The following is a 19,013-nucleotide window of genomic DNA, read 5'->3' on the forward strand; positions in this document are numbered from 1 at the left end:
GGCCGTCACGTTTGTGCGGTCCGGAGCGGTGACGATTGCGTCGCCGCCCCGCATACTCGCGCACAGTTGGCTATGCTGCTGACAGCATGACGCTGGTTCATTTCCGAGGGATGCTCAATGTTTTACGTGCAACGCGATGCGCAAGGTCTGTTGATTCGCGTGGAAGCCGCAGCCTACGCCGAGGCCACGGAAACGCTGCCGGCCGACAGCCATGAAATCCAGGCCTGGTTCGCCAACGAAGTGGTGGAAACCAGCCTGAAACAGCTCAAGCAGAGCGACTTCGAAATGATTCGGGTACTCGACGACCTGATTCAAGTGCTGACCCAGAAAGGCGTGATCCGCGTCACCGACCTGCCACCGGCGGCCCAGGCCAAACTGATGGACCGGACACAGGCGCGGGAAGCGTTGGGTGGGTTGAGTCAGTTGATCGATGAGGATGAGGGCGGGTTGATCTGATCCGCTCAGAATCAAAAGCCCCTCACCCCAGCCCTCTCCCGGAGGGAGAGGGAGCCGACCGAGGTGTCTGGCGTCATACATCGACCTGAGAAACCGGGTCGATTATGGATTCAGCACAAATCGTTCACGTCGGCGTATCTCCCGAATATCCCCTAATCAGTCCCCTTTCCCGGAAGGAGAGGGGGCCGACCGAGGTGTCTGGCGTCATACATCGACCTGAGAGATCGGGTCGATTATGGATTCAAAACAAATCGCTCACGTCGGTGGACTTCCCGAATATCCCCCAATCAGTCCCCTTGAGGGAGAGGGGCCGACCGAGGTGTCTGGCGTCATACATCGACCTGAGAAACCGGGTCGATTATGGATTTAAAACAAATCGCTCACGTCGGCGTACTTCCCGAACATCCCCCAATCAGTACCCCCTACCTCCGGGAGAGGGACCGACCGAAGTGTCTGACGCTATAAAATCGAGTCGATTATGGATTCAGCGCAAATCGCTCACGTCGGCGTATTGCGTCAATATCCCACGGTCAGTCCCCTCTCCCTCTGGGAGAGGGTTAGGGTGAGGGTTGCTCTTACCGCCAAGGCTTCGGTTCACCCAACAACTGCCCCTGAACCCCATACAAGCCCATCTCGCGAATCACCGCCAACTCGCCTTCCGTCTCGACCCGCTCGGCAATCAGCGGCAGATCAATGCTGTGCGCCGCGCGCTGGATCGCTTCGATGAACAAGCGCTTGTCGCCCTCCTGATCAATCGCGCGAATGTAGCTGCCATCAATCTTCAAGTACGCCAGCCCCAACCGTGCCAGGTTGCCGATCATGCTGAAGCGCCCACCAAAGCGCTGCAGACTCAGTGAGAAGCCCAGCTCACGCAGGCGTCGGGTCAACTGCTCCAGCACTGCTTGTTCCGGCAACTGCTCCTCGCCGATCTCAAGGGTCAGGCGCGCGCCGAGGTTGGAATGCGCGCGCAGAATCTCGAAGACTTTATTCAGTGCCTGCGGATCGGCCAACGTCGCCGAGGACAAGTTCAGCGCCAGCGACTCCTCGTGTCCTTTCATCTGTTCCAGCACACGTTCGAGCATCAGCCGATCGAGCCGGGCGGTCCAGCCAAAGCGCTCCAGCCACGGCAGGAAGCGTCCGGCCGGAATGGTCTGGCCCTGCTCGTCGAGCAGACGCGAGAGCACTTTGTAATGCAATACCAGTTGCGAGTCCTGAGCCGCCACCACCGGTTGGAAATACAGCTCGAACCGCTGCTGACTCAACGCCTGATCCAGCAGGCGATGCCAGGCGTGATGATCGTCGCCAACGTCCGCCGTGAGGCTCTGATCAATGCAGGCCCAGTTCTGCTCACCCTGCCCTTCGGCTTGCGCCAGTGCTTGATCACCGAGACTGAGCACCGATTGCGGCGAATCGCCGTGGGCGAAAGGCGCCAGGCCGATCGACGCCACCGCTGCCACATCGGTCGCGCCGGTGGCGTGCAGGCTGCTCAAGGCATTGTCGAGGTTCTGCGCCAGTTGCAGCGCTTCTTCACGCACCAAGCCTGGCGCCAGCACGGCAAATTCACCGCCGCGAATTCGCGTGACGAGATTCTGGGTCTCCGGGTATTTGGCGCATTCACGCGACAGTTGCTCACCGACCGCTTTCAACAGTTCATCGGTGCGCTGGCCACCGAGCCGTTGGTTGAGGCCGGCCAGATCCTTGACCCGCAACAGCAGCAGATAACCGGAACTGGCCTGCTCCGGGTTGCTCACGCGGTTGTTCAACTGCATCTCGAAATAACGCCGGTTGGCCAACCCGGTCAGGTTGTCCTGATACGACTCGGCACGCAGCTTCTCACTGCGCTCGGCCTGTTCCTGAAACAGCGCCTTGAGCTTCTCGACCATCTGGTTCATCGCCTGCACCACGCGACGCAACTCAGGCGTGCGCGGCAGATCCGGCAGACTCAGGAATTCGCGCCGGGCGATGGCGTGGGATTGCTTGACCATGTAATCCAGCGGCTTCAATTGCCGACGCAGCAGCAACGCGCCGAGCACTGCACTGATCGCACCACAGATCAGCAGCCAGCCAAGGCTGCCCAACGCGCTCTGCCACAGCTTGGCCACAGCAAACATCGGGTGACTGACTACCTCAACCCTTGCCGCCTGTTCCCAGCCGCGGCTGACCAGTGCATCGCCACCGGCCGGCTCCAGTCCGATCAGTCTGACGAACCAGTCCGGCACATTGCTGACGGCCGGAATGCCGCTGCGCTCGACAATCGTCTGATCGGTCTTCACATCGACTACACGGATGCTCGCGTAGTAACCGCTGTCGAAAATCGAGCTGACCAACAACTCGACCATCGCCGGGTCGTCGATATTCGGCGTCAACGACAGGGCCAGCGCTGTTGCAGCGTCCTGAGCATGGGAACGCAACTGGTTGACGTACTGGGTACGCGAGCTTTCCAGACTGACCATGAAGCTGCCGGTGAAGGCGACCACCAGGAACAGACAGATAGCGATCAACAGCTGTTTGAACAAAGACATCTGAGCGCGTGCTCCTAGTTAGTCGTCTCGACCGGAAAACCTTCGGCCTGCATTTTCTTCAAGACATCCTGCCAGCGTGACAGGCGTTTGGTGTCACCAACCTTTTTGTTGCCCTTGGCTCCGGGCAAATACAGACCTTCGGCATTGAAAGAGTAGACCGGCAGCAAATCGGTTCGCTGCGAGGCCGGCTGGATCGGATCGATCAGGCTGTCGAGCACCAGCGGCATGGCATCGGGGGTGGCATAGTAAGTCAGGACCATGTGCGCGCGGTTCTGGCGCAGTGCCTTGACGTAGGTGATGCGCAGCTTGTCACTGGAAACCCCGAGGTGGCGCAGGCTGAAATACTTGGCGATCGCGTAGTCTTCGCAGTCACCGGCGCCCTTCCACAGCGCCTCGATGGGCGTTTCCCAATAATCGACCTCGTGCCACAGATCGATGTCTTCGACGTAGCGCACCTGTTTATTGAAGAACAGGTTGACCACTTTGAGTTTTTCCATCTCGCTGACTTGCTTCTGTGTGGCCAGCAGATTCTGCCAGGCATCGATGCGTTGCTGCCCGGCGCCCAGCGGCCCGTAGAGCGCAGAGGCCTTGCGGCTGATCACGGAAAAATCCCAATCGGCATGCAGACCGCCCAGCATGACGCCGGCCAGCAGCAGTGCGCAGCCTAGCCAGCGCAGAGTCCGGGGGATCGCGAAACGTACCGCCACAGCAGGTTTCCAAGGGGGCAGGATAGAAAGCGTTTGATGGTGAAGCTTAGCCCGCTAAAAAACAATGGCACCATGAGATCATCGCGACCGCGCTAAACTGCAAATGTAACGGCGTTCTTCTACACGGTTTGACAACCTGTAGAGCAATCACTAGTGTCATTTGGATCCAAATTCAGCCGAAAACAGGGTGCGTAGTCGTGACACAGAAGCCCAAACCGTTGCACAGCATCAAAGTCGATGGACCGATCCCTGCGCATCTTGCCCGTTCGGTCATCGAGGAAACCCTGCGCGCTGCCATCCTTGATGGGCGCCTGCCTTGCGGTACTGCGCTGCGCCAGCAGGATCTGGCCGATCTGTTCGGGGTCAGCCGCATGCCGGTGCGCGAAGCCTTGCGCCAGCTCGAAGCGCAGGATCTGCTCAGCGTCACCGCGCACAAAGGCGCGGTTGTCGCACCCCTGATTCAGGGCGATGCCCCCGAAACCTATCAACTGCGGATTCTGCTCGAGACCGAAGCCCTGCGGCAGTCGATTCCGTTGCTGACCAGCGCCGATCACGAACGCGCGGCCGGCTATATAGAAGAGCTCGAACACCAACACGACTACAGTGAAATTGGCCGGCTCAATCGTCTGTTCCACATGACCCTGTACAGCATGGCACCCAACCGGCGCCTGCTGCGGCTGGTCGAAGACGGGCTCAACGAAGAAGAACGCTTCCTGCGTTTCAATCTCGAAGCCATGGGCCTGGGCAAGCTGTCACAGGACGACCACCGGGCGATGCTGCAAGCGGCAATCGCGCGTGATGTCGAAGGCTCGGTGAGGTTGCTGGTGCATCACCTCAATCGTGGTGTCGATGTCATCACACGCTACCTTGCCAGCCCCGCCAGCCAGAGCCGCAAAACCTCGCGCTGAGGCCGTTGCTGCCGACGAATCACCCGCTTACAAATCCCTCGCCCGCGCCGCCACGAACGCCAGTGGCGGACTGGCGCACCTGCTCTAACCTTCCCGCGCCGCGCAGTCCGGTTTCGCCCTTCGCGATCACCAATCGGTAATAGCCGTGGCGGCAATTTACCCGCACTCTTGATCCGCCAACCCAATAAAGAACGGGCGACGCACCGCATCGTCGGCGCAGTCCCCGCACCAGGAACCTACGGAAGGAGCCTTGTCACGGGAAAAGGAAGTACAGGCGCCGGTCCCGGCCAACTTTCGCCCCTTTAAAACATTTAATTCTCTTCAGTAGAAAGTTGCTTCGAGTGAGGCATTCACTCTTGTCGATCGATTTTGGCCGTTATTAGCCGAAAGGAGCAACTACGCCCAAATAAAACTTAAATAAAAAGTTTTATCAGCACTCTTCATACTTGAAAAACAGCAAACTTGAAATAATTGAAAATATACTTGTTAAACACTTTCCGTCTGTATTAGTTTTTCCACGCCGAGCTTGAACTTCGCCATACATTTCGGCACACGCCCAAAGCATCACCGGCAATGACTGCGGACTTAGGGCTAAACACCCATGGCGCTGCCGACGGGTACTACTGACTTTTCGGCAATAGCAGAGAGTTTCAATCAGCTGCAGCCACGACACATGCAAGTTACGGCAGCATTGATTGTTTAGTTGAAACAGCCGTTCCATTTCATATCAATGATAAAGGACATCATGATGCCCATTAAGAACCAACTCGCCCTGAAGAAAGCTGAACTGAGTATTCACCCGATCTTTTCCGAGATTACTTCGTTATCGGTATTACGTCGGTTCATGGAGACCCACGTATTTGCGGTGTGGGACTTCATGTCGCTGACCAAGCGTCTGCAACAGGAATTGACCTGCACCCGCTTGCCCTGGCTACCGCCACGCGATCCGCATGCCGCCCGGCTGATCAACGAGATCGTCTTGGGTGAAGAATCGGACGATCGTCTGGCAGAGGGGCACTACAGCCATTTCGAGTTGTACCTGGATGCAATGCGCGAAATTGGCGCCAGCACCACAGCAGTAGAGCGCTTTGTTGCTCTGCAGCAGGAAGGCGTAGGTTATGACGTGGCGTTGCAAAGCGTCGAGGTTGATCCGGCCGCCGCGCAATTCGTCCGCGACACCTTGCGCATCGCCCTGCATGCGCCGGGACATAGCGTGGCCGCAGCGTTCTTGCATGGTCGCGAGAGCGTGATCCCGACCATGTTCCAGCGCATCCTCGATGATTGGGGCATCGGCATCGAGCAGGCACCGACCTTTCGTTATTACCTGGAACGGCACATCGAGGTCGATTCCGAGGATCACGGTCCGGCGGCGGAGCAATTGCTGGACCGACTGGTCGATGGCGACCCGCAGCGTGAGGCCGAGGTCTACGCCAGCGCCATCGCCGCCGTGGAAAGCCGCATCGCCCTGTGGGACGGCCTGCGCCTGAGCATGCGTGAGCCATTGGCGGAGGTGGCCCAATGAATGCCGCCGACTATCAATCTTTCGCGGATGTCTGGGAGAGTCGCGCGACCATTCGCACCCGCCCTCGACGTGTGCTGGAGGACGACGAGCGCCTGATCTATCCCCTCAGCCGGCAACCCCTGGTGCTCAGTGAAACCTTCCTGCGCGAATGCCCGCAACAGCGTGATTTCGCGCTGGTGCAGACGCTGTACAAGTTCATCAACGATGTGGTGATTTTCGAAACGGAAATCGTCGACAAGACCGCACGCAGCATCGCCAAGGATCGCTTCGCCGTGCCCTTCCCGTTCGCCTGTCGTTACGACGCGATGACCGTGGTGGTCGACGAGGATTACCACGCGTTGGTGGCGATGGATTTCATGCAACAAACGGTGGCGATGACCGGCATCGAGCCGATCCGGTTGCCCGATGAAATCGAGTTGAGCCGGGCGATTCCGGCGGCTGTAGCGCTGGCACCGGAGCACCTGCGCAGCGCGGTCGAATTGATTTGCGTGGCCATCGCTGAAAACACCGTGACCGGCGATGTCGCCGCGTTCGCCCGCGACGACTCGGTCAAACCGTCGATCAAAGGCCTGATGGCCGATCACTTGCTCGATGAAGGTCGCCATTCGAGTTTCTGGGCGCGGATGGTGCGCATCTATTGGTACACCGCAAACGCGGCGGATCGCGAAACCATTGCGCAGATCCTGCCGGTGTTCATCGGCCACTACCTGACCAACGACATCCAGAAAGCCTTCGACCTGCGCCTGATCGATGCGCTGCCGGTCAGCGAGGCCACACGGCGCTCGCTCAGAGACGAAATGGCCGGACTGGCGTTCCCGATCAATCGCCATCACCCGCTGGTGGGCAACATCGTCAAGTTCTTCCACAACAGCTCGCTGCTCGACACACCGTGCGTGCAGCACGCCCTGCGCGACTACCTGGTTTGATGAGGAGGCCGACATGAAACGTCTCGACATTTTGCTGATTGGCACCAGTCAGGCCATGACCGATCTGGCGCAGGAACTTGAACAACACGGTCACTCCTTGCAACGCAGCGTTGCGGGTACATCGACGGTGGATCTGATCATCGACGATGGCTTCCTCGGCGCCGGCGATCACTGCGCCATCCCGCACCTGCATTTGCGTCTGGGCGTCTGCGCGCACAGCGCAGCGGGTTTACCAACACTCGATCTGCTGTGCTTTCTCGGCTCATCACTGATCAGTCGTGTGCCGATTGGTGATGAACCGTCCGGCAACGGTCAGGCACTGCGTCAGCGGGTACTGACGCATATCGTCGACGAAGTAGCCTTGCTGGTCAGCCGCTTCTCCCGCGATACGGATTATTTTCAGCAGACCACATCGCTGAAAGCCCCGGATTTCGAGCGCATGGAAAACCTGCTGTTTCTAGATAGCCTGGCGTACGTCCATCACCACAACGACACCGCGAATACGGCGTTGCTGGAACAGGCGAAGGCTCCCGTTATCGAGCGGCTGCAACAGAGCCTGATCGAGCACGCCAAACGCCCGGCGTTGCACATCGGCGAACGCTCCTTCAGTTACCAGCAATTGCACGCCCATAGCCGGGCTATTCAACAGCGTTTGCTGCCGTTACTTGAGCAGCATCCGCAGCCATGGGTGGTCGGTATCTGCCTGCCGAAAAGTCCGGCGCTGTTCGCCTCGATTCTGGCGATCCTCGGCAGCGGCGCGGTGTACTTGCCGCTGGAGCCGAGCCATCCGCTGCAGCGTCAGCAATACATTCTGCACAACGCCGGCGCGTTGTTGCTGCTGCACGATGGCGAGCATCCGCTGAGCGCAACGATGGCTGGGCTCGACGTCAGTGGCGTCGACAGCGCCGAAGCCGATCTCGGCCAACCGTTGATGCGCCAGCGTCCTGAACTTGAGGCGCCGTGCATGGCGCTCTACACCTCGGGCACCACCGGCCATCCCAAAGGCGTGTTGCTCAGCCAGGCCAACCTTGCGCACTTCACCACTTGGTACGCCGACTACGTGCAGTTGCACGCCGAGAGTCGCGTGTTGCAGTTTTCTTCGTTGAGTTTCGATTCATCGTTGATCGATATCTTCCCGACCTTACTTTCAGGCGCCGAACTGGTGGTGCCCGACGACACGCAGCGGCGTGATCCGCTGCAACTGATCGCGCTGATCCGTCGTCGGCAACTGAGCCACGCGTTCCTGCCGCCGGCGCTGCTGAGCATCCTGCCGCTGGAACAACTGGAAGGTGTGCAAGTGATGACCGGTGGCGATGTCTGCGAGCCGTTCGTCATCGAGCAACTGACCCGCCAGGGCACGCTGCACAACCTTTACGGCCCGACCGAAGCCACGGTGCTGATCACCGCGCGGCAACTGCAACCCGGCGACAGCAACCGCAGTCTCGGCGCGCCCATCGCCAACAGCCAGGTGTTGATTCTCGATGACGATTTGCAGCCCGTGCCGGAGCAAACCGTCGGCGAATTGTTCATCGTCGGCCCCGGTGTCTGCCTCGGTTATCTGAACAATCCACAGCAGACCGCCGAGCGTTATCTGACCTTGAATCTGCCGGACGGCCAAACGTTGCGCGCCTACCGCAGCGGTGACATGGCGAAGTGGGGCGAGCACGGGATCGAGCTGTGTGGGCGACGCGACAATCAGGTGAAGATCCGGGGTTTCCGGGTCGAGCCGGAAGAGATCGAGCGTTGCCTGCGCGAGAGCCGGCTGTACCGGCAAGTGGCGGTGGTGATCGACAGCCAGCGGCGGATTCTGGCGTTCCTCGCGCAAGCGCAATCAGACACGGCCCGCCATGCGCTGAAGGCTCACGCGCAGCAATTTCTACCGGACTATATGCAACCGGTGGCGTGGACCGAGCTGGCCGGCATGCCCTTCGCCAGCAATGGCAAAGTCGACCGCAAAGCCTTGCTGGAATTGCCGGTGAGCGTCCAGGACACCGGCCCGAAGTGCCTGCCGGCAAATGCCGACGAAGCGCTACTGCTGGAGATCTGGGCCGAGTTGCTGGAGCTGCCGGGCAGCGACATCTCTACCGACGAAAGCTTCTTCAATCTCGGCGGCCACTCGATTCTGTTGTCGCGGATGTTGCTGCGTTTGCGTGAGGAGTTCGGCCGCAGCATTTCGATCAATCGCTTCATCGAACTGCCGACCATCATCAAGCTTGCGACGCTGGTGCGCGGCACCGATGACAGCGCCGTACTTAGCGCTCAGGCCATGGCCGACGCCGAGCGTGCACTGGAAATCGATCCGCTGCCGATCAGCCGCATGGGCGATGTGCACAAGGTCATCGTCACTGGCGCCAACAGCTTTGTCGGTGTGCACATCGTCGAGGCGCTGCTCGGTTGGGGTGCCAGCGAAGTGGCGTGTCTGGTGCGCGACGGCGGCGGGCAAACAGCGGCGCAACGCTTTGCCGAGTCACTGCGAGAAAACCGCCTGGAGCATCTGGATCTGCGTCGTGTGCGGGTTTACGCGGCGGATATAACGCGTCCGCAGTTGGGCCTGGATGACGACGATTATCAGCGCCTCGATCGTGAGTTCGGCGCACTGGTGCACAACGCTGCCAACGTTAACCACGTACTCGATTACGAGTCGCTGGCGGCAGACAACGTCGAGCCGATTTTTGCCCTGCTGCGTTTGTGCGAAGGGCAGAGCAAAAAGGTTTTCAATTTCGTCTCGACGCTGTCGGCTTCAAGTACGGTCGACGACGCGGGGCGAGTGCTGGAATTGCCTGCCGCGTCAACGCCGCCGATCTACATTCGCAACGGCTACAACCTGTCGAAGTGGGTCGGCGAACGCATTCTCGAACGGGCGCGGGAACGGGGTGTGCGGGTCAACTTGTATCGCCCCGGCAACATCAGTTTCAACAGTTTGAGCGGCGTCTGTCAGCCGCACAAAAACCGTTTGATGTTGATGCTCAAAGGCTCGATCCAGCTCGGTCAGGTGCCGGCCTTCGCACTGAACTTCGACCTGATGCCGGTGGACTTTCTCGCCCGCTTCATCGCCTTCCACGCCAGCCGTTATTCGCCCGAGCGAGCGGTGTTCAACCTGCATAACCCAGAGCCGCTGAGCTGGGATGCCTACGTCGCGTCGTTCCGCGAAACCGGCAGCGAGTTCGCGCTGGTCAGCGTCGCCGACTGGCAGCAGCAACTGGGGCGCGTCGATGCCGACAACGCGTTGTTCGGCGTACTCGGCTTCTACCTCAACGGCTTTGAGGAAGACATCGGTGACATCTCGCTGATCGGCCACGCCAACGCCCAGGCCGGCGTGCAGCAAATGGGTGCGCACTACCCGCAAAAATCCCCGGCGCTGCTGCGTCGTGGCTGCGACTACCTGAAAGAAATCAACTTCATCTGACTCAACAACAAGGAGCAACACCATGAGCAATTTGCAACCGGACACCCTGATCAAAAACCCGCATGGCTGCCACGTTGTGTCGTCGGTGGAGGTACCGGCGGACGCGGTGCAGGTCTGGGCAGTGGTCGGTAACTTCGGCGGTTTCGACCGTTTCATTCCGGCGCTGTCGCACATCGAAATGACCGGTGAGGGTGTGTCCTCGCTACGCAAGAAATGCTTCAAGGACGGCAACGTGGTGGTCGAACAACTCAACTCCCGCGATGAGCAGGCACGCAGCATGACCTGGACAACGATTTACAACACGCTGGGGGTGGCGAATCTGTGGGCGGCGATGAATGTGGAAGCGCTGGGCGCAGGCAAGTCTCGGGCGACGTGGACGATCATTGCCGAGCCGGCCTCGGGCGGTGAGGAAGCGCTGCCCGGGTTCAAGGATTTTGTGCAGGGGTTTGCCGATGATGCGATGGGGAATGTGCTGAAGCTGTTTGTTTAAGGCTTGAGTTTGGCGGTGAGTTGTAGACCGCTATCGCGAGCAGGCTCACTCCTACAGTTGATCGGGTTCCTTCAGATGGAACCCGGTTAATTTGTAGGAGCGAGCCTGCTCGCGATGAACGATAACTCTGTCTGACTTGAGGTCAGATCTTGAAGCTGTCGACCAGTTGCTTCAGGCGGTTGGCCTGCTGCGACAACGCATCACAATCCTTCAACGTTTCATTGAGGTTGGCCACGCTCTGCTGGTTCAGCAGGTTGATCTGGTTGACGTCGACGTTGAGAGTTTCCACCACGGCGGTCTGCTCTTCGGTAGCGGCGGCGACCGACTGGTTCATGCCGTCGATTTCGCCGATACGCTGGGTCACGCTGACCAGGCGCAAACCGGCCTGATTGGCCACTTCAACGCTTTGCTCGCTGGACGCCTGGCTGGCGTTCATCGTGCTCACCGCTTCACGCGAACCGACTTGCAGCGACGTGATCATCTTGTGGATCTCTTCCGCCGACTCCTGGGTGCGATGGGCAAGGTTACGCACCTCGTCCGCCACCACGGCAAAACCACGTCCGGCTTCACCGGCACGCGCCGCTTCGATCGCGGCGTTGAGTGCCAGCAGGTTGGTCTGTTGCGAGATGCCTTTGATCACATCGAGGATGTGGCCGATGTTGTCGGTGCTGGCATTGAGGGTTTCGATCTGCGTGCACGACAGGCTGATCTTCTGCGACAGCTCGGTCATCGCCAGGATCGTCTGCTCGACCACCTGACGCCCATCATCGGCCTGCTCACTGGCGCCGCTGGCGTGTTGCGAAGCATCGGCGGCGTTGCGGGCGATTTCCTGAGTAGCAGCGCCCAGTTCGTTGATCGCCGCAGCGACGCTGTTGGTGCGCGCGCTTTGTTCGTCAGAACCGACGATCGAGGCGTTGGACGACGCCATCACCCGTTGCGACAGGTCATGTACATGGCGAGTCGCCGAAGACACCTCGGAAATCGACGCATGAATTCGCTCGACGAACTGGTTGAACGCACTGCCCAGCTCGCCGAACTCATCTTTGCTCTCAACCACCAGACGACGGGTCAGGTCGCCCTCGCCCTGAGCGATGTCCTGCATCGCGCGGCCCATGGTGGTCAGCGGACGCATCAGCACGTTGATCAACAGGCTGAGCAGCAGCGCAATCGCGCCGACAGCGACAAACATCGCGATCAGTGCCGAGGTGCGGAATTGGCTGAGTGCGGCGTAGGCTTTGTCGCGATCGATCGACAGACCGATGTACCACTGCGCATTCGGCAGATCGCTGACCGGGGTGAACGACAGAATGCGTTCCTGGCCGTTGAGCACGACGTTCTGGTTGCCCTTCTCGATGCGTACGCTGGTGTTCGGGTAGATGTCTTTCAGGTTTTTCATGACCTGATCTTTGTCCGGACTGACAATCACTTGACCGTCGGCGCTGACCAGGAACGCGTGGCCGAGGCCGCCGAAGTCAACCGAGTTGATGATCTTCACCAGGGTTTCCAGGCTCAAGTCACCACCAACCACGCCGAGCAGCTCGCCGTTCTTTTTCACCGGCATGGCGATGGTCACTACCAGGCCACCGACAGCGGCCATGTACGGCGGCGTCAGCATGGTTTTGTCAGCCACAACGGCTTGCTTGTACCAAGGGCGCTGACGCGGATCGTAGCCGTCCGGCATCTTCGCGTCAGGGCGCTGGGTGAATACACCGTTGGCCTGACCGACGTAGGTGAACTGGAAATTCGAGGTGAAGGCCGGTTGATCGACCAGACCCGGGAAGTCGGCGTCCTTGCCCTGATGGGCAACGTTCTGCGCGAGGTTTTCCAGCACCAGAATCCGCCCGCTCATCCAGTTCTGCACGCTGCTGGCGGTCAGATCACCGGCCTGCTGCACAGAGGACTGGAGGTTCTGGCGAATGGTGTTTCGCTGCAGATAGTCGTTGTAGAGGGTGAACAGCGCGAACGCCAGGACCACGACGCCCGAGGCGGCCAACAGGATTTTATGGCTGAACTTGAGATTCATTTCATGGGACTTCTTATGCCAAAAGTGGGGATGCGTTCCGGATGCAACATTCCATGTACAGCGCAGGCAGCGTTCTTCTGGCCGCTCTACTTTGGTGCACGCATGTCTCACCAGTCTGTCGGCACGTTTCGGAGAAATCTTAGGGTCGTGGGGGAAATGGATGGAATTTCTGGCGGATTCCCGCCGAACGGCGCGCTAGAGCGGCTGATAACCGGTTTTTTACGACGGTCGCATCAACGGCAGTTGCAAATTCTGTAACCCTTGATGACAATGCGAGTAATTATCATTTGTGACGTTCGCGTTCATGTCCTCACCTGAGTTTGCAGTACAGGCGCTTTACAGTAGTCATCACGGCTGGCTCAACGCTTGGCTGCGCGTGCGGATGGGCAATGCAGCGGATGCAGCAGATCTGGCACAGGACACCTTCGTGCGCCTGTTGCAACGCACCGAACGCCTCGAACTCAAAACGCCCCGCGCTTTTCTGCGTACCGTCGCTCGCGGCCTGGTGATTGATCACTGGCGCCGCGAGGAAATCGAACGCGCCTATCTGGAAACCATCGCACATCTACCCGAAGCCGAAACGCCGAGTGCCGAAGCCCGCGCACTGGTGATCGAACTGCTGGAGAGCATCGCGCGCATGCTTGAAGGACTGAAACCGAAAGTGCGTCAGGCCTTTCTGTTGGCGCAGTGCGAAGGTTTGACCCACAAGCAGATCGCCGAACAGATGGGTTTGTCGCTGCGCTCAGTGGAACGCTATGTCGCTGATGCGCTGTATCACTGCTACGTACTGCGGTACGAAAGCTGATGCCTGTGGATAACGTGTCTCTCGGACGTCGCGGCGAGCCGCAGCAGCAAGTGGTCAAGCAAGCCATCCATTGGCTGTTGCGCTTGCGCAATAACCATGGCAACTCGAGGTTGAATCGCCAGTGTGAGCAGTGGCGTGCCGAACACCACGAGCATGAACTGGCCTGGCAACGGGTGCAGTCGCTGCAAGCCGAGTTGAGCAGTAACCTTCGCGCGGTGCCCGGTGCGCAAGTGGCATTCAATACCCTGGAAAACGGCGCACAGGGTTTGGGTCGGCGACAGGCTTTGAAGTTGTTGTCTGGCGCATTGCTGATGGGCTCCGCCGCTTGGTTGGCCAAGGACACGGCTGCGTGGCAGCAATGGCGTGCCGATTACGCCACGGCCACCGGCGAGCGTCGCGGCTTCCAGCTGCCGGACGGCACGCGCATCGAACTCAACACCGCCAGCGCCGTGGATCTGGATTACACCGCGCAGCAGCGCCTGATCAAACTGACTCGCGGCGAGATCATTGTCACGTGTGGCGGCGCTGATGAAGGTGCGGATTTCGAACGACCGTTGCGCGTACAAAGTCGTCACGGTGTCTACGAGCCGCAGAATGCGCGGTTCATCCTGCGCCAGGACCACGATTGCACGCGGCTCAGCGTCACCAGTGGGCGTGTGGCCATTCATTCCGCCGGTTCGACGATTGAAGCGCTGGCCGGGCAGAGTTATCTCATCGATCACCATCAGGTGCGCGTGGCGCCGGCACTGGATATGGATGTCGGCGCGTGGGTCGATGGCTTGATCGTCACACGCAATATGCGCCTCGGTGATTTCCTCAGCGAAGTCGGACGTTATCGTCAGGGCTTTCTGACCTGCGCTTCGGACGTTTCCGACTTGCGTCTGTCCGGCGTGTTCCGCCTCGAAGACACCGACAAGCTGTTGGCCATCCTGCCGCAGACGTTGCCGGTGAAATTGCGCTATCGCACCCGCTGGTGGGTGACCCTGGAACATGTCGTGTGAAATTATTCTGGCGGGGTTTCGCAGACTGTCCGGCTTAGTCAGTAAGCACTTCAACTCAAGCGTTTGCGACTTCCTACGGAAACCCACAATGACTGTCCCCGCCACCTGTAAGAACTCTCCGAAATTCACCGGCGAATCGCGTGTTTTGCGTCATGCCGTTCGAGCAGCGCTGCTCTCTACCGCGCTGGGTGTGGCGGTGTTGCCAAGCCTGAGCGTGGCTGCCGGCACTGTTAACACTGAAGTCGGCCATCGTTACAACATCGCTGCGGGTCCATTGGCTGAAGCGCTGAATCAATTCGCGCGTCAGGCTGGCATCACCCTGGCGATGACTCCGCAACAAACTCAGGGACGGCAATCGCCAGGCGTACAGGGTGAGTATTCGACTGATCAGGCATTGAGTCATTTGCTCGGCGGCTCTGGACTGGAAGCGATCAGTCTGGATGGCAGCAGCTACACCTTGCGGTCGGTCGCGCAAAGCGATGCACTGGCCCTGCCCACCACCGACATCAAAGGCTTCGCCCTCGGTAACGCGCTGGGCAACATGGACGGCTACAACGCCACCCACAGTCAGATCGCCACCAAAACCAGTACCGCGCTGCTGGAAACTTCGCAAAGTGTGTCCGTGGTTACTCGCGAGCAAATGGACGACCAGGGCTCGCAGACGGTCTCGCAGGCGATGCGCTACACACCCGGTGTGCTGACCAATCCGTATGGCGCAACTCACCGTTATGACTATGTCGCTATGCGCGGCTTCAACGACGGCTCGGTGGACAACATTTACCTCGACGGCCTCAAGTCGATGGGCGACAGCGGCACTTACAGCACCATGCAGGTCGATCCATATTTCCTTGAGCGCGTGGACATTCTCAAAGGCCCGTCGTCGGTTCTATACGGTCGCAGTTCGCCGGGCGGCCTGGTGGCGTTGACCAGCAAAAAACCGCTGTATGAGGCTTACCGTCAAGTACAGGCCACGGTCGGCACGCAGGGTCAGCGCGGGGTTGGTTTTGACTTCAGCGGCCCGGTCGATGACGACAAGCGCATTGCCTATCGTCTGACCGGGTTGTCGGATCAGTCCGACACCCAATTTGACCACAACAAGGAAAAACGCTTCGCCCTGGCACCGACGTTGAGTATCGATTTCAGTGAAGACACATCGCTGACATTGCAGGCGTATCTGCAGCACGACCCGGACGGTGGCTATCACGGTGGCGTGCCAGCCGATGGCACGATTCATCAACGCAATGGCAACCGCCTCTCACCGCATTTCTTCGAAGGTGAGCCGGGGATTGACGGTTACTCGCGTGATCAGCAGTCGTTCGGTTATCAGTTCGAACATCGCTTCAACGATGTCTTCACTGCACGGCAGAACTTCCGCTACCTCGACTCCAAAGTGAACATGGATCAGGTCTACGCTTATGGCTGGACCACGACAACCAGCAACGAGTTGAATCGCTACTACACCGGCGGTGATGAGCGGCTGCATGCGTTCATTGTCGACAACATGCTTCAGGCTGAATTTTTCACGGGTGCGACTAAACACACGGTGTTGATGGGCGCGGATTATCAGCGGCGTAAAACCGTGGTCGACTGGACCAGCGGCGGGCTCGCACCGATCAATGCGTTCAACCCGGTGTACGGCAACTCAGCGATCGATATGTATGGCGATACCAGTTACCTGCGGCGCCTGGAGCAGACCGGGGTTTACCTGCAAGACCTGATCGAGATGGACAAATGGCGCTTCTCGCTGGGCCTGCGTCAGGACTGGGTCGAGACATCCGATGAAAACCGCATCGCCGAAGCAGGGCGCCCTGAGGGGACAGAGGTCAACGACCGACGCACCAAACTCACTGGCCGTGCCGGCGCGCTCTACCTGTTCGATAACGGTCTGGCGCCGTACATCAGCTATTCCGAGTCGTTCAACCCTAACTCCTACGCCGACAGCGCCGGGAACCCGCTGGCACCTACCGATGGCACGCAATGGGAAGTCGGCCTGAAGTATCAACCACTGGGCACTGACAATCTGTTCACTGCATCGCTGTTTCGCATTGATCAGGAGAACCTGGCGACCAAGCTTCCGCAGGAAAACTTCTATCGCGCTGTCGGCGCTGTCCGCTCGCAAGGTCTGGAGCTGGAAGCGCACATGCAGTTGACCGACAACCTCAAAGTCCTCGGTAGCTACACCTTCACCGACATCGAGTATTCGAAGTCGATGGTCAGCACGTTGAGCACGCCGACCGATGTGATCGAGAACAAGGGCAACTCGCCGACGCAGGCACCGCGACATATGGCCTCGTTGTGGGCTGACTACAAATTCGACAGCGCGGCACTTGATGGCCTGCGCCTCGGCGGCGGCGTGCGGTATGTCGGATACAGTTGGGCGGATGCGGAGAACACCCTGAAGGTGCCGTCCTACACACTGTTCGACGCCTCGATTGGCTACGACCTGGGCAAGGTCGGGTTGAAGGGCGTCGACGTTCGCCTGAACGCGAACAATCTGACCAATGAGTCCTATGTGGCGTCCTGCGCCAGTCTGAACTTTTGCTATTTGGGTGAAGAGCGCAACGTCGCGGCGACCGTCAGCTACCAGTTCTAAACCTTTTGTCCTGTGCATAAAAAAGCCAGCCCCTGAATGTCAGGGGCTGGCTTTGTCGTATTTGAAGGAAAATTTTTCATGCGCGCATTTCTGGTTTTGTTGCATCGCTACATCGGCTTGGCCACCGCGGTATTTTTACTGCTGGCGGGAATCACCGGGAGCATTCTTGCGTTCAACCATGAGCTGGATGAGTGGTTGAATCCCGAGTTTTATAGCGCCTCGGCGCAGGGCTTACGATTGCCACCGGGCGAGCTGGTTGATGCGCTGCAAGCTGCGCATCCGAAGCTGCAGGTCTGGTATATGGAGTATCCGCATGAGGCGGGGCATACGGCATTGCTGGCGGCGGTTCCGCGCAATGACCCAACGACCGGCAAGCCGTTTGATGAACGTAATCAGGTGTTCTATCTGGATCCGGTGAACGCTGAACAGAAGGGGCAGCGTTACTGGGGGGAATGCTGTTTTCAGCGGGAAAACTTTGTCCCGTTTATCCTCGAGTTCCACTACAACCTGACATTGCCAGGCAATTGGGGGTTGTGGCTGATGGGATTGGTAGCCATCGCCTGGGTGATCGATTGTTTCATCGCTTTGTGGCTGACGTTACCGCGTGGCAAGCCGTTCTGGAAGAAGTGGTCGGCGGCCTGGAAGATCAAGGGTGGGCATGCGTATCGGCTGAACTTCGACCTGCATCGCGCCGGTGGGTTGTGGTTGTGGCTTTTATTGCTGCCAATCGCTGTCAGCAGTGTGGCGATGAACTTGCCGAGTCAGGTGTTCAAGCCTGCTGTGTCGTTGTTTTCATCGATCGAACCGAGCGTCTATGAGGCACGAGGGCGGATGCCTGTGGGTGAGCTTGGGATAACGCAGTTGAGTTATCAACAGGCATACGAGAGGGCATTACAGGAGGGAAAAAGGTTAGGACTGACAGCTGGGATCGGGGAGTTGTACTACAGCTTTGAATACAACTTTTACGGTGCAGGATTTGGTCAACACGACACAGACGCTCATGGTAAATCCTGGTTGTTCTTTCACGGTACGGATGGGCGATTGCTAGGGCAGGAGATCGCTGGACAGGGAACGTTGGGGGAACAGTTTTACCGATTGCAGTTGCCCATACACGGAGGTCGGATCATTGGTGTTACCGGGCAGGTGATGATCGCGGTACTAGGTTTTTTGATTGCGGGGTTGTCGGGGACTGGCGTTTATATCTGGTGGCGCAAATGGCTGGCACGACGCATGAGCAGGGCACGCAAAGCAGTTTGACGTTCGGTTTTGGCAGGCACTGAAATGACAAAACCCCTGTCTGCGTTAACAGACAGGGGTTTCGGAATTTAATCTTGACGATGACCTACTCTCACATGGGGAAACCCCACACTACCATCGGCGATGCATCGTTTCACTGCTGAGTTCGGGATGGGATCAGGTGGTTCCAACGCTCTATGGTCGTCAAGAAATTCTGTATCTGACCTGTCAACACGGTAACAGGCCAGCAAAAACGGATGTTTCTACTAAAACAAAACCCCAACTGCTTTCGCAATTGGGGTTTCGGAATTTAATCTTGACGATGACCTACTCTCACATGGGGAAACCCCACACTACCATCGGCGATGCATCGTTTCACTGCTGAGTTCGGGATGGGATCAGGTGGTTCCAATGCTCT

The 19,013-nt window shown here is 58.8% G+C and carries 13 protein-coding genes, 2 rRNA genes and 1 pseudogene; 10 read left to right on the top strand and 6 right to left on the bottom strand.

Annotated elements, in window-relative coordinates:
* The first annotated feature begins 117 nt into the window (after positions 1–117).
* Positions 118–456 (top strand): hypothetical protein, encoded by a 339-nt coding sequence (locus AK821_RS07365; RefSeq protein WP_007918987.1) that lies wholly within the window; start codon positions 118–120, stop codon positions 454–456.
* Between the two features lie 575 nt (positions 457–1,031).
* Here AK821_RS07365 and lapD read toward each other — a convergent pair.
* A complete protein-coding gene (lapD, locus tag AK821_RS07370; protein WP_064389072.1) occupies positions 1,032–2,978 on the bottom strand; it encodes a cyclic di-GMP receptor LapD in 1,947 nt (648 codons plus the stop codon).
* 14 nt (positions 2,979–2,992) lie between these two features.
* The gene (gene lapG, locus AK821_RS07375) at positions 2,993–3,685 is read right to left on the bottom strand and encodes a cysteine protease LapG (protein WP_064389073.1); all 693 of its coding nucleotides are present in this window, start codon (positions 3,683–3,685) and stop codon (positions 2,993–2,995) included.
* Positions 3,686–3,882: 197 nt separating this feature from the next.
* On the opposite strand from lapG, the gene AK821_RS07380 reads away from it, so the two are divergent.
* From AK821_RS07380 to AK821_RS07400, 5 genes are all read left to right on the top strand, one after another.
* Positions 3,883–4,593, top strand: coding sequence for a GntR family transcriptional regulator (locus AK821_RS07380; RefSeq protein WP_064389074.1), 711 nt, complete (start codon positions 3,883–3,885; stop codon positions 4,591–4,593).
* A 748-nt stretch (positions 4,594–5,341) separates the two neighbouring features.
* On the top strand, positions 5,342–6,115 hold the full coding sequence (locus AK821_RS07385) for a DUF3050 domain-containing protein (RefSeq protein WP_401164921.1): 774 nt from the start codon (positions 5,342–5,344) through the stop codon (positions 6,113–6,115).
* The gene (locus tag AK821_RS07390) at positions 6,112–7,041 is read left to right on the top strand and encodes a diiron oxygenase (protein WP_064389076.1); all 930 of its coding nucleotides are present in this window, start codon (positions 6,112–6,114) and stop codon (positions 7,039–7,041) included. The genes AK821_RS07385 and AK821_RS07390 overlap by 4 nt, the downstream gene beginning before the upstream one ends.
* A 13-nt stretch (positions 7,042–7,054) precedes the next feature.
* Positions 7,055–10,447, top strand: coding sequence for a non-ribosomal peptide synthetase (locus tag AK821_RS07395; RefSeq protein ID WP_064389077.1), 3,393 nt, complete (start codon positions 7,055–7,057; stop codon positions 10,445–10,447).
* Between the two features lie 22 nt (positions 10,448–10,469).
* Positions 10,470–10,937, top strand: a complete 468-nt coding sequence (locus AK821_RS07400) for an SRPBCC family protein (RefSeq protein ID WP_064389078.1) — start codon at positions 10,470–10,472, stop codon at positions 10,935–10,937.
* 142 nt (positions 10,938–11,079) lie between these two features.
* Here the strand turns inward: AK821_RS07400 and AK821_RS31355 are convergent, their stop codons facing one another.
* The gene (locus AK821_RS31355) at positions 11,080–11,865 is read right to left on the bottom strand and encodes a methyl-accepting chemotaxis protein (RefSeq protein ID WP_371857642.1); all 786 of its coding nucleotides are present in this window, start codon (positions 11,863–11,865) and stop codon (positions 11,080–11,082) included.
* Positions 11,866–11,934: 69 nt separating this feature from the next.
* Positions 11,935–12,960: pseudogene (locus AK821_RS31360) on the bottom strand (HAMP domain-containing protein); the annotation flags it as partial.
* 304 nt (positions 12,961–13,264) lie between these two features.
* Here AK821_RS31360 and AK821_RS07410 point away from each other — a divergent pair.
* From AK821_RS07410 to AK821_RS07425, 4 genes are all read left to right on the top strand, one after another.
* The gene (locus tag AK821_RS07410) at positions 13,265–13,765 is read left to right on the top strand and encodes a sigma-70 family RNA polymerase sigma factor (RefSeq protein ID WP_064389091.1); all 501 of its coding nucleotides are present in this window, start codon (positions 13,265–13,267) and stop codon (positions 13,763–13,765) included.
* The gene (locus tag AK821_RS07415) at positions 13,765–14,766 is read left to right on the top strand and encodes a FecR domain-containing protein (protein WP_064389080.1); all 1,002 of its coding nucleotides are present in this window, start codon (positions 13,765–13,767) and stop codon (positions 14,764–14,766) included. Before AK821_RS07410 ends, AK821_RS07415 begins: the two co-directional genes overlap by 1 nt.
* Positions 14,767–14,854: 88 nt before the next feature.
* Positions 14,855–17,359 (top strand): TonB-dependent siderophore receptor, encoded by a 2,505-nt coding sequence (locus AK821_RS07420; protein WP_064389081.1) that lies wholly within the window; start codon positions 14,855–14,857, stop codon positions 17,357–17,359.
* Positions 17,360–17,437: 78 nt separating this feature from the next.
* Entirely contained in the window at positions 17,438–18,616 is a 1,179-nt protein-coding gene (locus AK821_RS07425) for a PepSY-associated TM helix domain-containing protein (protein ID WP_064389082.1), read from the top strand.
* A gap of 72 nt (positions 18,617–18,688) precedes the next feature.
* Here AK821_RS07425 and rrf (AK821_RS07430) read toward each other — a convergent pair.
* Positions 18,689–18,804, bottom strand: a 5S ribosomal RNA gene (rrf, locus tag AK821_RS07430).
* Positions 18,805–18,909: 105 nt separating this feature from the next.
* Positions 18,910–19,013 (bottom strand): 5S ribosomal RNA (rrf, locus tag AK821_RS07435); the annotation flags it as partial.

Source organism: Pseudomonas sp. RIT-PI-r, assembly GCF_001297015.1.
GTDB lineage: Bacteria > Pseudomonadota > Gammaproteobacteria > Pseudomonadales > Pseudomonadaceae > Aquipseudomonas.